The 20,586-nt window shown below is 64.6% G+C and carries 14 protein-coding genes; 5 read left to right on the top strand and 9 right to left on the bottom strand.

What is annotated here, in order from left to right; all coding sequences use genetic code 11:
• Positions 1–34 precede the first annotated feature (34 nt).
• The 5 genes from J2X38_RS04595 to J2X38_RS04575 are packed head-to-tail and all read right to left on the bottom strand — an operon-like array spanning position 35 to position 7,292.
• Positions 35–874, bottom strand: coding sequence for a rhamnogalacturonan acetylesterase (locus J2X38_RS04595; protein WP_310251753.1), 840 nt, complete (start codon positions 872–874; stop codon positions 35–37).
• Positions 874–1,626 carry an SDR family NAD(P)-dependent oxidoreductase gene (locus J2X38_RS04590; protein WP_137890316.1) on the bottom strand — a complete coding sequence of 251 codons (753 nt, stop codon included), beginning with the start codon at positions 1,624–1,626 and terminating at the stop codon, positions 874–876. Before J2X38_RS04590 ends, J2X38_RS04595 begins: the two co-directional genes overlap by 1 nt.
• Before the next feature lie 13 nt (positions 1,627–1,639).
• The gene (locus tag J2X38_RS04585; protein WP_310251751.1) at positions 1,640–2,923 is read right to left on the bottom strand and encodes an MFS transporter; all 1,284 of its coding nucleotides are present in this window, start codon (positions 2,921–2,923) and stop codon (positions 1,640–1,642) included.
• Positions 2,920–5,082: a heparinase II/III family protein gene (locus tag J2X38_RS04580; RefSeq protein WP_310251749.1), complete on the bottom strand. Its 2,163-nt coding sequence runs from the start codon at positions 5,080–5,082 to the stop codon at positions 2,920–2,922. The genes J2X38_RS04585 and J2X38_RS04580 overlap by 4 nt, the downstream gene beginning before the upstream one ends.
• On the bottom strand, positions 5,079–7,292 hold the full coding sequence (locus tag J2X38_RS04575; RefSeq protein WP_310251747.1) for a chondroitinase-B domain-containing protein: 2,214 nt from the start codon (positions 7,290–7,292) through the stop codon (positions 5,079–5,081). Before J2X38_RS04575 ends, J2X38_RS04580 begins: the two co-directional genes overlap by 4 nt.
• Positions 7,293–7,439: 147 nt before the next feature.
• On the opposite strand from J2X38_RS04575, the gene J2X38_RS04570 reads away from it, so the two are divergent.
• Positions 7,440–10,490: a TonB-dependent receptor gene (locus tag J2X38_RS04570; RefSeq protein WP_310251745.1), complete on the top strand. Its 3,051-nt coding sequence runs from the start codon at positions 7,440–7,442 to the stop codon at positions 10,488–10,490.
• 54 nt (positions 10,491–10,544) lie between these two features.
• On the opposite strand, the gene J2X38_RS04565 is transcribed toward J2X38_RS04570, so the two are convergent.
• Positions 10,545–11,144 (bottom strand): NAD(P)H-dependent oxidoreductase, encoded by a 600-nt coding sequence (locus J2X38_RS04565; RefSeq protein ID WP_310251743.1) that lies wholly within the window; start codon positions 11,142–11,144, stop codon positions 10,545–10,547.
• A gap of 11 nt (positions 11,145–11,155) precedes the next feature.
• Positions 11,156–11,920 carry a phytanoyl-CoA dioxygenase family protein gene (locus J2X38_RS04560; RefSeq protein ID WP_310251741.1) on the bottom strand — a complete coding sequence of 255 codons (765 nt, stop codon included), beginning with the start codon at positions 11,918–11,920 and terminating at the stop codon, positions 11,156–11,158.
• 108 nt (positions 11,921–12,028) lie between these two features.
• Here J2X38_RS04560 and J2X38_RS04555 point away from each other — a divergent pair, with 108 nt between their 5' ends.
• A complete protein-coding gene (locus J2X38_RS04555; RefSeq protein WP_310251738.1) occupies positions 12,029–12,943 on the top strand; it encodes a LysR substrate-binding domain-containing protein in 915 nt (304 codons plus the stop codon).
• On the opposite strand, the gene J2X38_RS04550 is transcribed toward J2X38_RS04555, so the two are convergent.
• Together J2X38_RS04550 and J2X38_RS04545 are read right to left on the bottom strand one after the other, a co-directional pair.
• Positions 12,940–13,479, bottom strand: coding sequence for a GyrI-like domain-containing protein (locus J2X38_RS04550; protein ID WP_310251736.1), 540 nt, complete (start codon positions 13,477–13,479; stop codon positions 12,940–12,942). The two genes, J2X38_RS04555 and J2X38_RS04550, sit on opposite strands and share 4 nt — an antisense overlap.
• Positions 13,410–13,835: an AraC family transcriptional regulator gene (locus J2X38_RS04545; protein ID WP_310251733.1), complete on the bottom strand. Its 426-nt coding sequence runs from the start codon at positions 13,833–13,835 to the stop codon at positions 13,410–13,412. The genes J2X38_RS04550 and J2X38_RS04545 overlap by 70 nt, the downstream gene beginning before the upstream one ends.
• A gap of 687 nt (positions 13,836–14,522) precedes the next feature.
• On the opposite strand from J2X38_RS04545, the gene J2X38_RS04540 reads away from it, so the two are divergent.
• The 3 genes from J2X38_RS04540 to J2X38_RS04530 all read left to right on the top strand — a co-directional run bounded on the left by J2X38_RS04540 (position 14,523) and on the right by J2X38_RS04530 (position 20,585).
• Positions 14,523–16,853, top strand: a complete 2,331-nt coding sequence (locus J2X38_RS04540) for a TonB-dependent receptor (protein ID WP_310251731.1) — start codon at positions 14,523–14,525, stop codon at positions 16,851–16,853.
• 172 nt (positions 16,854–17,025) lie between these two features.
• Positions 17,026–19,035: an alpha-glucosidase gene (locus J2X38_RS04535; RefSeq protein WP_310251729.1), complete on the top strand. Its 2,010-nt coding sequence runs from the start codon at positions 17,026–17,028 to the stop codon at positions 19,033–19,035.
• A complete protein-coding gene (locus tag J2X38_RS04530) occupies positions 19,032–20,585 on the top strand; it encodes a glycerol-3-phosphate dehydrogenase/oxidase (protein WP_310251727.1) in 1,554 nt (517 codons plus the stop codon). Before J2X38_RS04535 ends, J2X38_RS04530 begins: the two co-directional genes overlap by 4 nt.
• Position 20,586 lies beyond the last annotated feature (1 nt).

Here is a 20,586-nt window from a genome sequence, read left to right as displayed (position 1 = left end):
AATTGGTTAGTCCAAATTGCCATACACATCTTTGTTAGCGGACGAGCTGGCTCCGCAGCCCGGGCACAGCGCGCGCGAGCGCCTGTGCGACGAGCTTGGCGGTAACCTCGGCGCCGATGTCGCCGAGGTGCGTGTAGTCGAACTTGCGCGTCACCTGTCCGCGCGCGCCGTCGCCGGTAATCGGCGCCGGTTCGGGCGGTGCGGGACGCGCGGTCAGCGTGGTGCCCGCTTTCGCCGCGGCAAGTTCCTCGGCCGTCGGCGGTTCTTGCGCGAGCTTCGTCGCCATCTCCGCACCCATCTCCTGCGCCTGCGCGGCGCTCAGCGCATTGAGATCGACGAGCGGCACGTCCATCGCCTTCGCAACAGAGCGCACCTGATCGGACCAGCTCGCGAGCGTGTTCCTGAGCTTGCCGTCCTTGAACTCGCGGCGCGTCAGCGGCGTCACGAGCACAGGAGTCGCCCCCGCCGCCCTCACCTCTTCGACGAAGCGGCGGAGGTTGGCGGGGAATTCGGTCGCCTCGTCGGTCCAGCGTTCGGATTTGCTCGACTGGTCGTTATGCGCGAACTGGATCAGCACCCAGGTGCCGCGATACCCCGGCACCTTCGCCTCGGCGAGCGCGATATCCCAGCCGCCTTCCTGCCGGTAGCTGCGCGTGCTGCGCCCACCGCGGCCGGCGTTGACACAGGCCACCGACGATTTGACGTGGCGCGCGCAGAACGCCCCGCCCCATCCGCTGTGCGGCGCCATCGTCGAATCGCCGACCAGGATGATCTTGTACGGCTCGAGCGGCGGCGCGTCGGTCCGTTCGCGGGTCTGGGCCTGCGCCACGCTCGCGAGCAGGGCAACGACGGCCGTCGCTACGAGCCGGCGCATCAGGAGAAGCCCAGCCCGCCGTTGATGTCGAGGCAGACGCCCGCGAGGAAGCTCGCCGCCGGCGACGCCAGATAGACGATCGTGTCGGCGACCTCGTCGGGATGACCTTCGCGGCGGAGCGGCGTGTTGCCGGCGGTCGCGGCGCGGCCTTCGGGTTTCGAGAAAATGTCGTGGAAGCTCGTGCCGATCAAGCCGGGGCAGACGGCGTTGACGCGGATGCCCTGCGGCCCGAGTTCCTTCGCCATCGAGCGCGTGTAGGTCATCAGCGCGCCCTTCGCGGTCGCATAGACCGACGCGCCCGGACCGCCGCCGTCGCGGCCGGCGAGCGACGACACGTTCACCACCGCCGACCCTTCGCCGAGGAAGGGCTGCGCCGCCTGCAGGACGAGGAAGACCGATTTCAGGTTGAGCGTCATGACCTGGTCGAAGAAAGCCTCGTCCATCTCGCTCAGCGTCTTGCGCGCGATCATCCCGCCCGCAAGGTTGACGAGGATGTCGAGCCGGCCACTGAATGCGACACCGACCTCGTCGAGCATCGCTTTCACCGCATTGCTGTCGGTGACGTCGGCCTGGATCAAGAAGGCGTCGCCGCCGGCGTCCTTGATCGTTTTCAGCGTTTCCTCGGCGGCTTCGCGGCCGCTGTTGTAGTTGATCGCGACGCGGACGCCGGCGCGCGCGAGGGCGATCGAGACAGATCGGCCGATGTCGCGTCCGCCGCCGGTGACGAGCGCGGTTTTCCCCTGGAGGTTCATGTGATGCTATTCCTTATTCTTGGGTGTTGGTGGGTTGGGTGACGACCGGTTCGACGCGTCCGCCGATCAGCCAGAAACAGAGGAAGGAGACGGGCACGATCGCCGCGCTGAGCGCGAAAATCGGCGCGTAACTCGTCTTGGTGAGCACGGGGACGAGCCAGGTGGTGATCAGCGTGCCGGCGACCGCGGCAGTGCCGCTGATCCCCGCAAGGCTGCCGACCGCACCGCCGCCGAAATAGTCGCTCGGCAGCGTCTGGATATTGCCGATTGCCATCTGGAACCCGAAGAGGATGCACGCGATCAGCAGCACCGCGGAGAGCGGCTCGCTCGCGCCGATCGTAAACAGCAGCGAAGGTAGCATGATCGCGCAGCCGATCGCGATGGTCAGCGTGCGCGCCTTGTGCACGCCGCCGCCCTTGCTGATGATCCGCCCCGCCAGCCAGCCGCCGAACAGACTGCCGAGCATCGCGCCGACGAAGGGCACCCAGGCGAAAAGCCCGATCTGTTTGACGTCAAAGCCGAAGGTTTCGGCGAGATAGATCGGCAGCCACGAAACAAAGAGCCACCACACGGGGTCAAGAAAGAAGCGCGACAGGATGACGCCCCAGCTCTGGCGATAGCGCAGCAGTTCGCCGAGCGGCACGCGGCGACTGTCGTCGCGGCACGCCTCGGTGCGGCCGGTCAGGATATAGTCGCGCTCTTCCTCGCTCAGCCCCGGATGCTTTTCGGGATCGGCCTTGTAGAACCAGAGCCAGGGCACGAGCCAAATAAAGCCAAGCACACCGATCAACAGGAAGGTGCCGTGCCAGCCAAATTGGACGAAGAGCAGCGCGATCAGCGGCGCCGAGATGATGCCGCCGAGCGAGGCACCCGCGTTAAAAATGCCCTGCGCCAGCGCGCGTTCGCGCGACGGGAACCACAAGGCGTTCGCCTTCGCCGCGCCGGGCCAGTTGCCCGCCTCGCTGATCCCGAGCGTCGCGCGCAGGACGAGGAGCAAGGGCATCGAACGTACCAGTGCGTGCGCCGCGATCGACAGCGACCAGACGACGATCGAGATGGTGAAGCCCATCCGCGTGCCGATCGCGTCGAAGATGCGCCCGAAGATCGACTGGCCAAAGGCGTAGAAGATCATGAAGATCGTCACCAGCAGCGCATAATCTTCCTTGGTGGCGCCGATCTCTTTCGACACTTCGGGCCACATCACCGCAAGCGCGTTGCGGTCGATATAATTGATCACCGTCGCGAGCGCGATCAGCGCGATGACGCACCAGCGGAAGCGGCCCTTGATATTGCTCATTTCTTCGCTCCGGTTTTGGCGAGGTCGAGGCGACCGACGGGGCCGGTCCATGCGAGGGTGCGACCCTCGACAGCGACGCTGTGTTTGGCGCCGGCGGTGACATCGTCGGCGACGGCGATGGCGATGCGGCGGCCGTCGACGAGCGTGATCAGAACAAGATCGACGCCCTTTTCCCTGCGATGCTCGAGTCCCGACGCGCGCGCGCTGCTCGCGACGACGGTTTCCGCCGACGCGTCATAGGCGCCGTGCGGTTCGAGCAGACTGACGAAAGTCGCGTCCGCCGCGCCGTCGATGCGCTGGATCAGCGCGGGTTCGCGCCGCAGGTTGAATTCGGGATCGTTCGCGCCGCTTTCGGCGACGATGAAGCGCGCCCCTGCGGGCGGGAGCATATGATATGAGTAGAAGCGGCTGCCCTGCATCCATGTCAGCCGCGCCTTGCCGGCTTTCGTGCCCTCGCCGTCGACCCACAGATGCTCGTAGCCATTCGCCTTGCCGAGCACCGGCCGCTCGGCGAGCTTGCGGTCGAACGCGATATCGCTGTCGATGATCTGCCCCGAAAAATGCAGCGGCAGGTCATAGCGATGCCTGCCGCTGCCAGTCCCGTGGAGGATATCGAGCGTAAGGGGATTGGCGAGACCGTCGACCTCGACCAGCAATAGCGCGCGGCGGATTTTGACATCCTCATACGCGCTGTCGATTTCGCCGATCGCGTAGCGCGTCGGTCCTTCGAGCGACGCTGCGAGCTGGCGCGTCCCCGATTTTTCGCCGGCCTTCCAGTCGCCTGCGAAGTGGCTTTGCTCGTCAACAACCAGCGTATTGTGCGCGATTGTTGCGCTGGCCCAGCTGTCGTTTTCGGGGAGGTAGCGCCCGCCCCGCTTTGCCTCGACATTGAGGAAGCGCGCCGCGCCATAGTCGGTCACGACCGCGCCGGTTTCGTCATAATAGAGCCAGCCGAGCCGGTCGAAATGGCCGTGTCCCATGCCTTGCACCGTGTTCTTGGCGACAAGCAAAGGCCCGGTCGGATCGGCCTTGGTGCGCAGCAGGACGAGCGCGCCGTCCTTGCCGTCGGGGCCGTCGGAAAGCAGCCGCGAGCCGAAGGGCCAAGGCTTCGCCTTGCCCGCGGCGAGATCGGCGGCCATCGCCTGCCCGGCCGGCGTCAGCACGGTGCGTCCCTGCCAGTCGGCGATCGACAGGAAGGTCGGATCCTTCGTCGCGCCATAGGCGATGGCGACAGCGTGATAGAGTTCCTCGGTGCGCAGGCTCTTGTCGGGCATCGCGTCGTTGATCGGCAGGAAATAGCCGTCGTGCGTCACGTCGATCGCGGTACGGATCGCCTTGAGTACGATGCCGTCGCGATACTCGAAAATCTTGCGACCCGGATCGTTCGCCGCGATCGCCGCTGCGAAGACGACGAAAGGTTGCAGCGCGTAGCGCTGATAATAGGGGCCCTCGGCATAATAGCCGTCGGGCGAAAAGAGCAAGTCGAGCTGGCGGAGGAACCCGGCCTTGCCGCTCTTGTCGAGCCCGAGCAGCGCCTTGTCGACAAGGTCGCGGTCGCCGAGCAGATAGCCCGACAGCCCGACGCCCGCCGCGGCCCAGGTCGCGTGATTGTGGATGCGGTTGATCACCTCGGGCGAGCCGTCGGACAAGAAGTGCGCCATCGGGCGGATCACCCGATCGTCGATGCGCTTGCGGTCGGCGGCGGATAGCGCATCGCGGATCTCGGCATAGCCCTGCGCCGCGTTCACGAGGAAGACGCTGTCGTTGAGGCTCTGCCAGAAGAGGCGGCCCGGCACCTGGTTCGATGCGGCGGGATGCGGCCCGAGCTTCGGATAGAGATCGGCATAGGCAAGCAGCAGATCGCGGACATGGTCGCGATAGCGCACGTCGCCCGTCAGCCTGAAGAGCTGGCCGCCCTCGAAAATGACGCGGTAATTGCGCTTATGCTGTTCATGGGTGAAGCCGCCGCCGGGGTCCTTCGGCACCGGCACGTTGATGCCTGCCTTGATCGATGCCTCGACGCCTGCCTTGGCGCGCTCGATCTCGGCGGCGAACAGCGGCGCGAACGCCTGCGCCGAAGCGGCGGGCGGGGTCTGCGCCGAAACGGGGATGGCCGGCAGCGCGGCGGCAGCCAGCAGAAGCGCCAGAGTGCGGGTCACGGGCGCGCCTCCACGACATTGCCCGCGATCAGCCCGCGTGGCGGACCTTTCCACGCGAGTTCCTCGATGCGCGGCGCGGGCGTCGCGGCGAAGGCGTTCGACGCAATCCGCGTTTCGGGCGCGCCGACCGAATGGATGACGACTATGCCTTCCGATTTGGCGAAGTTGTTCCGCGCGATGTCGGTGTGCTGGGCGCCCGAAATGCGCAGCGACGCGCCGCCACCGCCGCTGTCGGCGACACTCGACCCGGTCATCGCGAACCAGGGGCCGAAAGTGCTTTCATCGGTGCCCTTACGCAGCAGGTGGGCGACCATCGCGACGCGCGCAAAGCGGCTCCCGGTGATCGTCAGCCGCTCCATCGGATACCAGCCCTTGGGTTCCTGTTCGCTGGTCGCGGCGACTACGACGCCCATCTCCGCAAAGTCGCTGTTTTGGATCGTCACATCATCGGCGAAAGTGCCCGGCGCCATGGCGATGCCATCGAGACGGCCCTTGCCGGGTCCGCGCACCGACACGCGGTCGAGCGCGACCGAATAGTTGGGCGCAACTCCTGGCGCGACCGCGATCAGCGCGCCCTCGCTGGCAGCACCGTTCGCGTCGATCGCCAGATTTTCGAGCCGCAATCCTCCGCCGCCTTCGATCCGCGCAAGGCTCGACGCGACGCGCAGCACGGGCTTCGCGTCCTTCGCGCCCGCGATGGTCAGCCGGTGCCGCACCGTCAGCGGCGCGGCGACCTCATAAGTGCCGGTCGCGAGCATCAGCGTATCGCCCGCCTTCGCGTCGGCAACCGCCTGCGCGAGCGAGGCGCCTGCAATCAGCGGCCGCTTGCTGCCGCTGCCGAATGCCGCTTCGGGGGCATCGCCACGATACCAACTGGCGCCAACCTCAACCCGCGTTACCGGCTTCAGATCACGCGGCGCACCGACCGCGGCAAGCGCCGGATCGATCGGGTAAAGCAGGCCGTTAGCGGCGCGCTCGAGCGCCACGTCGCGCTGCTCGACGCCCGCGTCCAGCAACGGCTTCTCGACCTTCGCCTCGACATTGCCCACCAGCGCGATGCCGCCGATTTCGCCCTCCGCGCGGAACGGATCCTGTCCTTTCGCGCCGACGATCAGATTGCGTTCGAACTTGCTGTCCGTCGGTGCCGCCGAGCGTTCGGCGTCGGCACCCGCGGCCAAGGTGATGCGCGCGCTGTCGATGATGCTGTTGCCCTCGATCCGTGCGTTCGCGACCTGATGATAGCGATTAATCACCGAATTGGGCACGCCGTTCATCACGCTGATCGCGCTCTTGAACGAGGTGCCCGCAAGCCCTTCGAAATAATTGTCGCGCACGATCTGGTCGCGGTTGATCACGCGAACACCGCCGGTGTCGGCTACACCCTTGCCGAGGAAGATGTTACGCTCGACGAGGTTGCCGTTGCCGTGGCGCAGCACGATGGCGCCCTGCGCCTCGAGCACCAGATTTTCGCGGATGATATTGCCGCCCGACTTGATCGAGACGATCTCGACCTCGCCGCTGGTGCGGTCGAAGATGTTGCGCTCGATGATGCTGTTCGATGCCGAGAGCGACTCCTCGCTGGTGCCGATGCGGATCGTCTCGCCGCCGTTCGAGCCGAGCGGCGGGCGCGGGCCGAAATAATTGTGATCGATGCGGTGCCGGTTATCAAGCGGAGCACCCGCGCGGCGGATCACTGCAAGCGTCACGCCGCTGTTCGTCTTGCCCTCGAAATGCGAATGGTCGACGCGGTTGCCGGTGCCATAGAGCGCGACCCATATGTCCTCGGCACGGCGGTCGGCCTTGCTGAAACCGTCGATCACGACCTCGGTCACGCGCGTGTCGGTTGCGAGCGTCTTTGAATCACGGCGGAAGCTGATCACTTCGGCGGTCGGGCTGGCGCCGTTCTTGAAGACAAGGCCCGAGACGAGCAGATGCCGACCACCGATGCGCAGGTTCGATTGGCCCGTGAGCAGCACCTTGCCTTTGGTCTGCGCCGTCAGCGTGATCGGCTTGGCGGCGCTCCCATGGCCGGTGAAGACAATCTGGAAATCGCGCCATTCGCCGTCGGCGAGGATAATCGTGTCGCCCGGCTGCGCCTTTTTCACCGCTGCCTTATATTGCGCCTGATCGGCAACCAGCAGGTCGCGCGCCAGCGCGGGATGGGCCGCCGAGGCCAGCATCGCTACCGTAAAAAACGCCCTTATCTGCACTGCGCCTCACCCTTTTTATGATTCTTGCTCATTGGACTATACAAGAGGTAGGACAATATCAACCCGATATCGGTATACAAACTGGGTTGACATATTGGTCTGACAAAGCGAGCTTCTCTCCAAACAAGATCAAACAGGGAGAGTGGGATGATTCGGGGCAGCATCGGGCGCGCATCGGGCGCCGGCAAAATGAACCTTGCAGCGGTGCTGCTCGGCACCACGGCACTGGCGATGCTTGGCGGCCCGGCCTTTGCGCAGGACACCGCCGCGCAGGATAGCGCGACAGCGTCCGCGGATGACACGGGTGACGATGCGATTGTCGTGACGGGCATTCGCAGCTCCCTTGCAACCGCGCTGGGCGAAAAGCGCGCCACCGACAATATCGTCGAGGTCATCCAGGCCGAAGACATCGGCAAATTGCCCGACCAGAACCTCGCCGAAGTGCTGGAAAATGTCACCGGGGTTCAGATCACCCGGCAAGCCGGGGTTGGCAACGCGGTGCAGATCCGCGGCACCGACGCGAACCGCACCGAAATCAATGGCGTTTCGACCGTGGGATCGGGCGCCGGCCGCTCGGGGATCAGCTTCGAAGATCTGCCCGCCGCACTGATCGCCTCGGTCGAGGTCACCAAGGTTCCAACCGCGCAGACGATCGAAGGGTCGGTCGGCGGCACGATCAATCTGCGTACGATCCGCCCGCTCGACCTCAAGGATCCGCTGATTGCCGCGCGCGCGCAGATGGAAAACAGCGACCTGTCGAAATCGACCCTGCCGCGCCTCTCCGCCACGCTCGGCAACCGGTGGGACACGGGCATCGGCGAGATCGGCATCGTCGTGAGCGGCAGCTACGCCCGCCAGGATGTCGCGTCGTTCAAGCCGCGCGTTGACCGCGACGCGCTCGTCCTGCCGGGTTCGGGCCCGAGCGCCGAGGCCTTTCCGTTCCTGCGCATCCAGTTCCTCCAGCAGGGGCTCGAGAATTACGAATATGAAACCTACAACGGCAGCGCGGCGCTCGAATGGAAGCCGAACGACGATCTGAAATTCTATTTCGACGCGACGCTGAACAACCAGCGCCGCGGACAGCAAAGCCACCGCGTCCAGATTTCGGGCACCGCGACGCCCTCAGTCGTCGATGCGATGAACAATACCGCGTTCGAAACGGTCGATTTCGGCAGGCTCGACGGCCCGAATGGTCCGATCGACCTCGGCACCGTGCAGGCCGCGGTCGCGGGCACGATCGGGATCGGCGGCACGACCGGAAGCGTGATCGATCCTAACCTGCGCACATCGAGCGACACCGGCGCGCGCGTGACCAAAAGCCGCGTCTTCGATTTCGGAACCGATTGGCAGGCGACCGACAATTTGAAGGTGCGCGCCGAAGTGTCGCTGTCGACCTCCAAATCCGATTTCCCGAACTTCTCGACCACGCTCGACTTCATCAATCCCAATGGCCCGCAGCCGGTGATCGGGCGGAGCATCGACAATGGCGTGCCGATCGAATTCGACCTGCGCGGCGGCACGCTGCAATTCGGCATCGATCAGGCGAGCCCCTTTGCGCCGACGACGGCGCAATTGCTCGACCCCGCGAACTATCAGCTGCAGCAGGTCACGCAGGGCGCCAATTCGACCGACAATGAGGAAAGGGCGGCGCGCCTCGATTTCTCTTACGACACGACCAACCTCAACCCCTTCGTCACATCGCTCGATTTCGGCTATCGCTGGAACCGGACATCGGCCGAGAACAGCGAATTTTCGAACAATGTCAGCCTGACCAACACAACGAGCGCGTGGAACCGGCCGTCGGGCGACCTGTTTTCGGACATTTTGATCCCCGGGCCCAGCAACTTCAACGCCGCCGACGGGCGCCGCCTCTATTTCCCCGACTTCCTGCTGATCGATGGCGGCCTGTCCTTCCGCGACCCGGCGAAGGTGCTGGAATCGCTGAACAAGGCAATCGCGGCGAGCAACGCTGCACGGACGCAGGGGCCCGCTGTCGCTTCGCTCGTCACGCCGACCGAATCGTTCGCGGGCTTCTTCAGCATCAAGGAAACGACAAACGCCGCCTATTTTCAGGCGAATATGGAAGGCGAAATCGCCGGCATGCCGGTGCGCGGCAATGCCGGTTTCCGCTGGCTGCACACCAAGCTGTCGTCGACGGGCAACAATATCGCGAACGGCACGGTGACCGGACAGACGGTCGCGAAGAGCTCGTACAATTTCCTGCTCCCGCGCTTCAGCCTCGTCCTCGAACCCGCCGACAAGCTGCTCGTCCGCGCCGGTATCGCGCGCGACATTCGCCGCCCGAACTTCGACACACTGTCGACGTCCTTTTCCTTCGGCACCGGCGCGAACACGCCGGTCGCGGTGGGCAACCCCGACCTCGTCCCGGAAGCGGTGTGGTCGTTCGACCTTTCGGGCGAATATTATTTCGCGCCGTCGAGCCTGATCAGCATCGGCTTCTTCCACAAGAGCCGCACGAACCTGTTCGCGCAGCGGCAGGAAGATCCGGCGCCCAACCTCGACGCCAACGGCAATCTCAATATCTCGATCGATCCGTCGTGCCCGGGCGGCGGCATCTATAATCCGATCGCCAACCGCAACATCAACAACCCGATCCAAGGGGTCGGCATCTGCGTCCCGCGCAGCTCGACCTTCAACGTTCCTGGAACCACGACGCAGACGGGTATCGAGGTCGCCTTCCAGCACGATCTGTCGGCATGGGAAGACACGCTCGGTTTCGCCTCGGGCTTCGGCTTCATCGGCAATTTCACCTATCAGAAGGCCGGCGGTTCGGCGCGCGAGTATCGCGTGGCCGACGGTCCGCGGACGGTGTTCACGCAGCTCGGGTTTCCGGGTTCGCGCGACCTCATCTCGCTGACCAACCTGTCGAAATATGCTTATAATACCACGCTGTTCTACGACAAATACGGACTGAACGCGCGCCTGCGCTACACGTGGCGCTCGAGCTATGTGTCGAACGATCCCTTCTTTTTCGGGCTGCCATTGATCAACGGCGCACGCGGGCAGCTCAACGCCAGCATCAACTATGACATCACCGATAATATCAACGTCGGGGTCGAGGGCATCAACCTGCTGCGCGGCGACCAGAACCAATATTGCGTGAACGACAAGGCGCTGCTCTGCTTCCAGGGCCTCACCGATCGCCGGATCACGGCCGGGCTCAGCGTGAAGTTCTGATATGCTCCGTACGGACCGGAAGGCATCGCAAGGGCCTCCCGGGTCCGGCGGACGTCAGGCCGTCAAGGCGGCCCTGCCCGCATCGGCATAAGCGCTCTTCATGCGCGCGAAGGTCACGACCTGTCCGGTCATGATGTCGAGTTGCGACGCGATACCCTGATCGGTCAGCATTCCGTCGGGGTCGAAGAGCGGCTGGCTGCTATTCGCCGTGACCGCCATCGGCGTCGGCCAGCCGCGCAGCGCATGGGTGATTGAGCGCAGCGTCGCGAGCGTGCTGCCCGCCGCCTGCCATCCGCCCGCGACCGCGATCAACCCCACTGCGCGGCCATCGAAATAGGGCTGTGCGTCGGAAACGAGATCCTGCGCATAATCGAGCGCATTCTTGACCACGCCCGACACGGTGCCGTGATAGGCGGGCGAGGCGACGATGATACCGTCGGCCTCGCGCAGCGCGGCCATCAGCGCCCGCGCCTTCGAACAACGTTCGCTGCGGTGCGGGGCATACATGGGCAGGTCGATCGCTTCGCCAGCAAACAGCATCGTTTCGGCGCCCAACGCCTCGCAGCGCATCAGGGCGTGGCGGAGCAGACGTTCGGCCGAACCGCCGGCGGTCGCGTTGCCGCCGAGTGCGACGATGCAGGGGCGTGCGGTCATGGCAGTCTCCCTTAGTTGAAGGTCACCTGGCTGCCGCCGCGCAGGAAGGCGATCGCGTTGCGGCGGAGGTGATTGGTGCCGGGGTTGAGGATCGGTTCGGGCGAATATTGCGCGAGATAGACGCGGCGCATGTTCGGGGTCGAATTCGATCCGGTCGCGTGGAGCGCAAGGCTGGAGAAGGCGACGACGCTGCCTGCCGGAACCTCGAGCGTCACGCCCTCGCTGTCGCCGGTGTAGCCGACGAGGTCGTTGCTGCCCGGCTGGCGGATGTGCGGGACGATGCCGCCCCGCGTTTCGGGCGCCTGCGAGAAGGGCAGGATGCGCACGGTGCCGTTCGCGACGGTGGTGTCGTCGAGCGTGCACCAGCAGGTCAGGTACGGCTTGTGATCGACGGGGCCGCCGTTGCCGACGACATAGCCCGAATCCTGATGCCAGCTGAACGGCATGCCTTCGCTCGCGCCCTTCACGACATATTGGTCGTAGAAGAAATAGGCGTCGTCGCCGAGCGTCGCGCGGCAGATGTCGGCCATCGTCTCGCTGAACAGCATCTTGCGCAGATCGGGTTGCTGGCGCTGGCATTCGCCGGCGAAATAGCGCTTGCCCTTGTGGCTGATGCCGTCGACCTCGACGCCGAGGCTGTCGAGGCGCGCGTCTTCGCGGTCGATGACGCGGCCGCATTCCGCGCGCAGCAGGTCGAGCAGCGGGCCTTCGAGGATGCGTTCGAACACCGCATAGCCTTCGGTGGCGAATTGTTCGCGCTGGGCCGAGAAATCCATCTTCACTCTCCCGTATCTTTTCGATCTTCACGCATATCGCAGAGGCCAGTCATCGTATCCAATCGAATTGCATCGCGCGATCATACGTCTATACTATGACCGATGCGAATGAGACAGGTTGAGGCGTTTCGCGCCGTGATGATGAGCGGGGGCATTACCGCCGCCGCGACGATGCTGAATATCAGCCAGCCGTCGGTGAGCCGGCTGATCGCCGATATGGAGCGCGCGGTGGGCTTTAGGCTCTTCGACCGCCGCGGCGCGCGCGTGCACCCGACCGCGCAAGCGCAGGCGCTGTATGAGGCGGTGCGGCGGAGTTATGCGGGGCTCGACCTGCTCGACCAGGCAGCGCGGCGTATCCGCGCGCATCCGGTTGGGACGGTGCGCATCGCGGCGCTCGCGGCGATCGCAATGGCGATCCTGCCCGCGGTGATCGCGCGCTTCCGCATCCTCTATCCCGACATCAAGATCATCGTCGAATCGCTCGGCCAGCGCGCGATCGAGGAGCGCGTCTTTCTGGGTCAGGCCGACCTTGGCGTCGGGGTCGATATGCAGGGGCGCGAAGGCATCAGGTCGACGCCGCTCGCGCGCGCCGAATATGTGTGCATCCTGCCCGCCAACCACCCGCTCGCGGCGCGCGAACGGCTGGAGATCGCCGATCTGGCGGGCGAGGAGTTTGTCGGCCCGATGCACGAGGCCGATGCGCTGTGGACCGGGATCGACACCGCGCTGGAAGAGTCCGGCATCAGCGTATCGCGGCGGCTGGAGACGCAGCATTCGCAGATCTTATACGCCTTCGTCGAAGCCGGGCTGGGCGTGACGATCGCCGAGCCGTTCAGTGCGCCGCGTTTCCACCGCTTGGGCGTCGCGGTCCGCCCGATTTCCCCGCCGGTGTATCTCGATTTCGCGTTGCTTGAGCCCGATATCGGGCCGACGCCCGAGATTGTGGCGTGGCTCAACGCCGATGTGGCGCGTGAAACGGAAGCGTGTCTGGCGCATGTGAAGCGGGTGGTGGCGTCGAGCTAGGCCATCACCTGTTCCAGTGGCAGAAACAATTCCACAACCACCTCATGCGCCGGCACCTCGGGAATGAGGGCGAGCCGGCGCCTGCAATAGATCGGAAATGCGCGCGCTTCCTCGCCACTGGTCGGAAGCCAGTCGCGATAAAGGTAGAGCGCGGCGGGCTCGAGATTGTTCGTGTTGCCGGGATAGCGCAGCACCGCGCAGCGCCCGCCGGGGATCACGCCAGCCTTCATTTGCGGATCGTTCGCTTCGATCGGCGCGTCGGTCGCGACACACAGGTCCATGCTGTAATCGGCCGGGTTGGCCGGACATCTTTCGGAACGAAAGACCATGAAGGTCGGGTTTGCCCCGGGCGCCAAGCCGGCCGCCTTCCCCCAGTCCCTGAAGCGCTGAATAGTGTCGCCGAGCGTCGCCCGGTCGCCGCGATGTTCCATGATCGCCACCGGCGTGGGCGGCACATCGCGGATTGTCACGTCGTCGTCGGTAAAGATAATCTGCATGAGCTTGTTCCTCGCGTTGTCGAGAGGCCCGAAGGCCACAAGCCACGTTCCCAGTCGGGGGATTTCCGGAACGACAAAGGCGACTGCCCCAACCGTCGCCGGAAGGCGCGGGCGAAGGCATCTGGTGCATCATAACCGGCGTCCATCGCTATGTCGGTGACGCTTGACGCGTCGCGACCGGCAAGCTGGTGCGAAGCGCGCCGCATACGGGCAAGCTGGATGTAGCGATTCACCGACAACTCGAAGGTCGCCGTAAATTGCCGGTGAAAGTGAAACTTGGAAAAAGCCGCAATGCCGGCCACCGTGTCCAGGTCGAGATCACCGTCGAGATGCTGGTCGATATAGTCCAGCACCCGCTGCATCCGGTTATGATAGTTTCGAAGCGCCGCCTTCATAAATCCATTCTCCGTGGCTGCACCAGCTAGTCGCTCCGAGCCGTCACATGCTCGACCAATCTTGCTATTCGCAATCGATCAACGGGAAATTCGGCTGACCCGCCCGCCAACGGGCATCGAAGCCTGTGCATGTCCGCTATGGCGTGGTGAGCGGATGTTGCTCGATTTCTTCCGTCATCCCGGACTTGATCCGGGATCCCGCTTTTTTTGACGCATCGCCGGCGTTCAAGATCAAGCTGGACCCCGGATCAAGTCCGGGGTGACGATAAAAGGGCGCATTTGATTTTTCCCAACGCCGGCCACTTAAAAGCCATAGCATTTGGACATAATCTACCGACATTTCTCGATTAGACTGCAATGATTTTGACGCGCATCCCTGGGGCGGCTGATGGGCATGGCGCCTTTCAGCCGATTCGAGGCCGCGCGCGACAAAGGTTCGCGGCCCGATGTCGAAGCGGACGCACGATCCGCGATGACAAGGGAAGGGTTGCCGATGACAGGGCCGACACCAGATCAGAGCGCAGCAGTCTGCGCCTTACGCTGTCCCGCAAGCCATAGCATTCGGACATGGCATCGCGACATTTCTCTATTGGACCACAAAAATAATTGCGCGCATGGGTCGGCTCGTAATTGTCAATTGAATTGATTGACATACCGGACGGCAGCGCATCAAGGGAGGATCTGAATATGGTTTCGTCGAAAGCCAAAGCCTATCTGACAATCACGACGGCCTTGGGAATGGCGCTGATCGCCGCCCCCGCCCACGCGCAGGAGGCCGCCGCGCAGGCCCCGGCCGAAGCCGATGCACCCTTCGCATCGACCGACATCATCGTCACCGCGCAGAAGCGCGAACAGAATTTGCAGGATGTGCCGGTCGCGATCTCGGTCGTGTCGGGGGCGCAACTCGAACGCTCGAACGTCAATTCGGCCGAACAATTGTTCCAGCGCGTGCCCACGCTGACCTTCCGCAAGGGCAATACGAACAAGGATTCGGCGCTGTCGATCCGCGGTGTCGGCACGATCAGCTTCTCGTCGGGGGTCGAGCCGTCGGTGTCGACGGTGATCGACGGCGTCGTCTATGCGCGCACCGGCCAGCAGACGTCGGACTTCCTCGACGTCGAGCGCATCGAAGTGCTGCGCGGCCCGCAGGGCAGCCTGTTCGGCAAGAATGCCAGCGCCGGCGTGATCAACATCGTGTCGCGCGAGCCCGGCAACGAGCTGGGCGGTTATGTCGACGCGGCCTGGTACGAGGGCAATGAATATCGCATCCGCGGCAGCGTCGGCGGTCCGCTGGGCGACGGCCTTCGCGCCTCGCTCACCGGTTTCTGGTCGCAATATGACGGCAACGCCCGCAACGTGTTCAACAACCGCAAGGTCAATGGATACGAACATTGGGGCGTGCGCGGCAAGCTGATCGCCGAGCCGACCGACAATCTGAAGATCACGCTGATCGCCGATTATTCGAAGAACAGCGACAATGGTTTTGCCGACAGCATCGGCACCGTCTTCCCCTCGGCGTTCAACAACGCGGTGTTCATCCCGAGCCTCGCGCCGCTGGTGCTCGACGGCAAGAACAAGGATATCGACAACGACCTCGATCCGTACACCAAGGACAAGAACAGCGGCGTTTCGGGGCAGATCGACCTCGACCTCGGCGGGGTTACGCTGACCTCGATCACCGCGTATCGCCACTGGTATAATTTCCAGCAGCGCGACGGCGATTTCCGGTCGGACGCGCCGCGCTATGTCAACACCGGCACCGCGGCGGGGGATGTGCGTTCGCACGACCGCGGCGACCTGAAGTTCGACCAGTTCACACAGGAGTTGCGCATCGCGTCGGCGAATCCGCAATTTTTCGAATATGTTGCGGGGCTCTATTATTACCACACGAAGGAAGTCGATTTCTTCAACCGCACGGTGACGAGCTGCACCGCATCGACGCTGCCGACGGTGGGCGGGCTGACGCCGTGCGCGGCGGGGTCGTCGACCTTTGTCACCAACGAAGGCAATGCCGATTTCACGACCAAGCTGACGAGCTATTCGGCCTTCGGTCAGGGCACGCTCAACTTCACCGACGCATTCCGCGGCATCCTCGGGCTGCGTTATACCGAGGACAAGGTCAGCTATGACTTCGCGCGCCGGTCGACCTCGCTCGCGGCCTTCTCCGGCGTGAACCCGGCGTTCGCTTCGGCGGGGTCGATCAAGGACAACGGCTGGTCGGGCAATGCCGGCCTGCAGTACGACGTGACCGACGACGTCGTCGCCTATACGACGTATACGCGCGGCTATAAGGGGCCGGCGCTCAACGTATTTTTCAACATGCTGGCGCGCGACACCGGCCGCATCGATCCCGAAAAGTCGGACGCCTATGAAGTCGGCCTGAAGACCCGACTGTTCGATCGCCGCCTGACGCTGAACCTCGCGGGCTTCTATGCCAAGTACGACAATTATCAGGCGAACTTCCTCGACATCGTCGCGGGGCAGGTCGTCACGCGCCTGACCAATGCGGGCACGGTGTCGACGCGCGGCATCGAGATGGATTTCAACGCCGCGATCACCGACGATTTCTCGCTGTCGGGCGGGTTCAACTACACCGACGCGCATATCAACGAGTTCATCTGCCCGCCGGGCGCCGCGGTGACCTGCGCCGCCGCGATCAACGGCAAGCCTTTGCCCTTTGCGCCGAAGTATAAGGGCACGGTGACGATGGACTGGCGCCTGCCGCTCAATATCGACGGGTTCAACGTCGATCTGAACAGCTCGCTTGTCTATCAGAGCCGCACGCAGTTCGACATCAACCAGAACCCCAATGCGTTCCAGAGTGCCTATGCGATCTGGGATGCCGGGATCAAGGTGAGCACCGACGACGACAAATACAGCCTGTCGTTCATCGCCAAGAACCTGACCGACAAGCAGTTCGTGATCCAGCGCATCCCGAACGGGACGAGCTTCATGCGCCAGATCACGCCGCGTGATGCCGAGCGTTATTTCGGGGTGACCGCGCGGATGAATTTCTGACGGTAAATCCTCCCTGTCGCGTAGCGATGGGGAGGTGGCAGCGGCGAAGCCGCTGACGGAGGGGTTCTGGCGCTAACGTCGCGGCCCCTCCACCACGCCCTGCGGGCGCGGTCCCCCTCCCCATCGCTTCGCGACAGGGAGGATTGTATGGCTAGTGCGAAAGGATCTCCCCATGGCGCTCGATGCGCTCGACACCGGCTTTGCACTCCGCCTCGGCGGGCAGACGATCCTGACGCATAGTGCAGGGTCACCCTGTTTTTTCGTCGGACGCGGTGTGCCGCATGTTCATTCGAAACTCGGCCATTTCGATGTGGCGCAGGAGGTGATCGAGCGGATCGCGCTGGGGCATGTCGAGACCGATGGCGATATGGTGCGCTTTGCCGAAAGCGTGGGCGCGCGCTGGCTGCTCGAAGCGAAGGTTTCGGGTGACGGCGACGATGCGGTGATCGCGCTGAAGGCGCTCGACCCGGCACTCAACCGGTTGTGGCTGCGCGTGCCCGCCGAGGCCGGCGAGCATGTGTGGGGGGGCGGCGAGCAATTCTCCTACTTCGACCTCAGGGGCCGGCATTTCCCGCTCTGGTCGAGCGAGCCCGGCGTCGGGCGCGATCCAGCCTCGCCTTTGTTCCAGCAGGTCGAGGCGCATCGCAAGGGTGGCGGCGGCAGCTATGCCCACACCAACTATCCGCAGCCGACCTTTATCAGCTCGCGGCGTTATGCGCTGCATGTCGACAGCTTTGCCTATGCGGCGTTCGATTTCCGCGATGACGATTTTCACGAGGTCGAGGTGTGGGAAATTCCCGCAAGGATCGAGCTGTGGGCGCGGCCGCGTTTTGCCGGGCTGGTGTCGGCACTGGCAGAGCGTTTCGGGCGCCAGCCGCCGCTGCCCGAATGGCTGCTGAAGGGTGCGGTGATCGGGCTGAAGGATGGCGACAACAGTTTTGCGCGATTGAAGGCTTACGAGGATGCCGGGGTCGCGGTGTCGGGGCTGTGGTGCGAGGATTGGGTCGGGCTGCGTATCACCAGCTTTGGCAATCGGCTGTTCTGGGACTGGCAGTGGAACGCCGACCGCTATCCTGAGCTGCCCGCGCGGATCGCCGAACTGAAGGAACGCGGCATTCGTTTCCTCGGCTATGTGAACCCTTATCTCGCGGTCGACGGGCCGCTTTATGCCGAGGCGGCGGCGCAGGGGTTCATGGTGATGCATCCTGAGAAGGACGAGCCCTATGTGATCGACTTCGGCGAGTTCGATTGCGGGCATGTCGACTTCACCAATCCCGCTGCGGCGGAATGGTTCGCCGACACGATCATCGGCGAGAAGATGATCGATTTCGGGCTGTCGGGCTGGATGGCCGATTTCGGCGAATATCTGCCGGTCGACGTGCGGCTGGCGAATGGCGAGAGCGGGATGACCGCGCATAATCGCTGGCCGGCGCTGTGGGGCGAGGTCAATGCCAAGGGCATCGCGGGGCGCGGGCAGACGGGCGAGATGATGGTGTTCATGCGCTCGGGCGGGGCCGGCGTGCAGGGCCATTGCCCGATGCTGTGGGCGGGCGATCAGGCGGTCGATTTTTCGCGGCACGACGGGATCGGCACGGTGATCTGCGCGGCACTGTCGGCGGGGATGCTGGGCAACGCGCATCATCACAGCGACTGCGGCGGTTACACGAGCCTGTTCGACACCACGCGCGATACCGAACTCGCGATGCGCTGGGCCGAGATGTCGGCGTTTACGTCGATGATGCGCACACATGAGGGCAACCGGCCGCGGCAGAATGTGCAATATGACGACGATCCCGAGTTGCTCGCACATTTTGCGAAGATGACGCGGATTTACGCGCATCTGGCGCCCTATTTGCGGCGGCTGTCGCACGAGGCGTCGGAGACGGGGTTGCCGGTGCAGCGGCCGCTATTCCTGCATTTCGAGGAGGATCCGCAGACCTATGCGATCCAGACCGCTTATCTGCTCGGACCCGATCTGCTCGTCGCGCCGGTGATCGCGGCGGGGAAGAGCGAGTGGACGACCTATCTGCCCGCCGGCGCCGAGTGGGTGCACGTCTGGTCGGGGCAGACTTACGCAGGCGGTAGCGATGTAACGGTGGCGGCGCCGTTCGGCGAGCCGCCGGTATTTTACCGCGCGGGGTCGGCGGATGCGGCATTGTTTGGCGGGATCGTCGCCGCGTGACCGGCACCGCGCTCGATGCGCGGCGGCGCGCGGAGGTTTTCGCTGAGCTGGAAGCCCGGACGTTCGACCTCGCGGTGATCGGCGGCGGAATTACCGGCGCGGGGATCGCGCGCGATGCGGCGATGCGCGGGCTGTCGGTCGCGCTGGTCGAGGCGCGCGATTATGCGAGCGGGACGAGCAGCCGGTCGTCGAAGATGATCCATGGCGGCCTCCGCTATCTGGCGCAGGGCGACATCGCGCTGGTCAAGGAAGCGGCGTCGGAGCGGCAGATCTTGCGGCGGATCGCGCCGCACCTGACGCGACTCTCGCCCTTTCTGATCCCGACGACGAACATGGCGATGACCGCGAAGCTGCGCACGGGCCTCTGGACCTTCGAGAAATTGGGCGGGGTGCCCGAGGCCGAAAAGCATGAGGTGATCGGGCTGGCCGAGTTGCAACGGCGCGAGCCGTTGATGCGGACCGACAGACTGAATGGCGCGGTGCTGTATCCCGAATTCCTGACCGACGATGCGCGGCTGGTGCTCGCCAATGTGCGGAGCGCGCAGGGCTCGGGTGCAGTTGTCGTGAACCATGCGGCGGCTTCGGAACTGACGGGCGACGGGCTGGTGGCGACGTCGACGCTGGATGACAATCTGGGCGCGCGGATCAAGGCGAAGCTGGTGGTGAACGCAGCGGGCGCGTGGGTCGACAAGGTGCGCGGGCTGGAGGCGGGCGAAAGCGACATGCGCATGTCGCTGAGCCGCGGTATCCACCTCGTGCTGCCGCGCGAGCGGCTGCCGATCAATTCGACGCTGATCATCCGCGCGCCCGACAAGCGCAGCATCTTTGCGGTGCCGCGCGGGGCGTTCACCTATGTCGGCACGACCGACGTGTTCCACGACGGCGCCGATTACTGGCCCGCGCCGACGCGCGAGGACATCGACTATCTGCTGCGCGCGACCGAGGCGGCGCTGAGCATCGATCCGATCCGCGATACCGAGATCGTGTCTTTGTGGTCGGGGGTGCGGCCGCTGATCGCGCAGCCGGGGAAGAAGGCGAACGAGGTGTCGCGCAAGGACGAGATATGGACTTCGCCGGGCGGGCTGGTGTCGATCGCGGGCGGGAAGCTCAGCGCCTATCGCGCGATGGCGGAGCGGGTGGTCGATCTGGTCGTCGAGCGGCTGGGCGCCACCGCCCTGCCCTGTTCGACCGCCAATATGCCGTTGCCGGGCGGGTCGCGCGGGGTGCAGCTGGACGGGCTCGATCCGCTGGCCGCCGAGCGGCTGGCGGGGCTTTATGGCGACGAGGCGAACGAGATATTGATCGCGGGCGGCGATGTCGCTGCCGAGGCGGTGCGCGCGGTGACGCATGAGGGCGCCGCCACCCTCGAAGATTATTGGGTGCGGCGGAGCGCGCGCGCCTGGTTCGACCATGGCGCGGGCCTCGCCGCGCTGGCGCCCGCCGCCGGGGCGATGGGCGCGTTGCTCGGCTGGGATGACGCCATGAAGGCAGCGCAGATCGCGCATTGCCGCCGGATTAACGATGAGAGCCGCAGGCTTTTGGGAGAGTGAA

This window comes from Sphingopyxis sp. BE235 (assembly GCF_031457175.1).
Taxonomy (GTDB): Bacteria; Pseudomonadota; Alphaproteobacteria; order Sphingomonadales; family Sphingomonadaceae; genus Sphingopyxis.
The sequence above is the reverse complement of the archived record's forward strand: the minus strand, read 5'-3'. Positions and strand labels throughout refer to the sequence as shown.

What these genes read in the sequence shown, in the direction of transcription:
- J2X38_RS04595 (WP_310251753.1), bottom strand. Translation starts at nt 874, where the DNA reads ATGCGCCGGCTCGTAGCGACGGCCGTCGTTGCCCTGCTCGCGAGCGTG.
- J2X38_RS04590 (WP_137890316.1), bottom strand. Translation starts at nt 1,626, where the DNA reads ATGAACCTCCAGGGGAAAACCGCGCTCGTCACCGGCGGCGGACGCGAC.
- J2X38_RS04585 (WP_310251751.1), bottom strand. Translation starts at nt 2,923, where the DNA reads ATGAGCAATATCAAGGGCCGCTTCCGCTGGTGCGTCATCGCGCTGATC.
- J2X38_RS04570 (WP_310251745.1), top strand. Translation starts at nt 7,440, where the DNA reads ATGATTCGGGGCAGCATCGGGCGCGCATCGGGCGCCGGCAAAATGAAC.
- J2X38_RS04565 (WP_310251743.1), bottom strand. Translation starts at nt 11,144, where the DNA reads ATGACCGCACGCCCCTGCATCGTCGCACTCGGCGGCAACGCGACCGCC.
- J2X38_RS04560 (WP_310251741.1), bottom strand. Translation starts at nt 11,920, where the DNA reads ATGGATTTCTCGGCCCAGCGCGAACAATTCGCCACCGAAGGCTATGCG.
- J2X38_RS04555 (WP_310251738.1), top strand. Translation starts at nt 12,029, where the DNA reads ATGAGACAGGTTGAGGCGTTTCGCGCCGTGATGATGAGCGGGGGCATT.
- J2X38_RS04545 (WP_310251733.1), bottom strand. Translation starts at nt 13,835, where the DNA reads ATGAAGGCGGCGCTTCGAAACTATCATAACCGGATGCAGCGGGTGCTG.
- J2X38_RS04540 (WP_310251731.1), top strand. Translation starts at nt 14,523, where the DNA reads ATGGTTTCGTCGAAAGCCAAAGCCTATCTGACAATCACGACGGCCTTG.
- J2X38_RS04535 (WP_310251729.1), top strand. Translation starts at nt 17,026, where the DNA reads ATGGCGCTCGATGCGCTCGACACCGGCTTTGCACTCCGCCTCGGCGGG.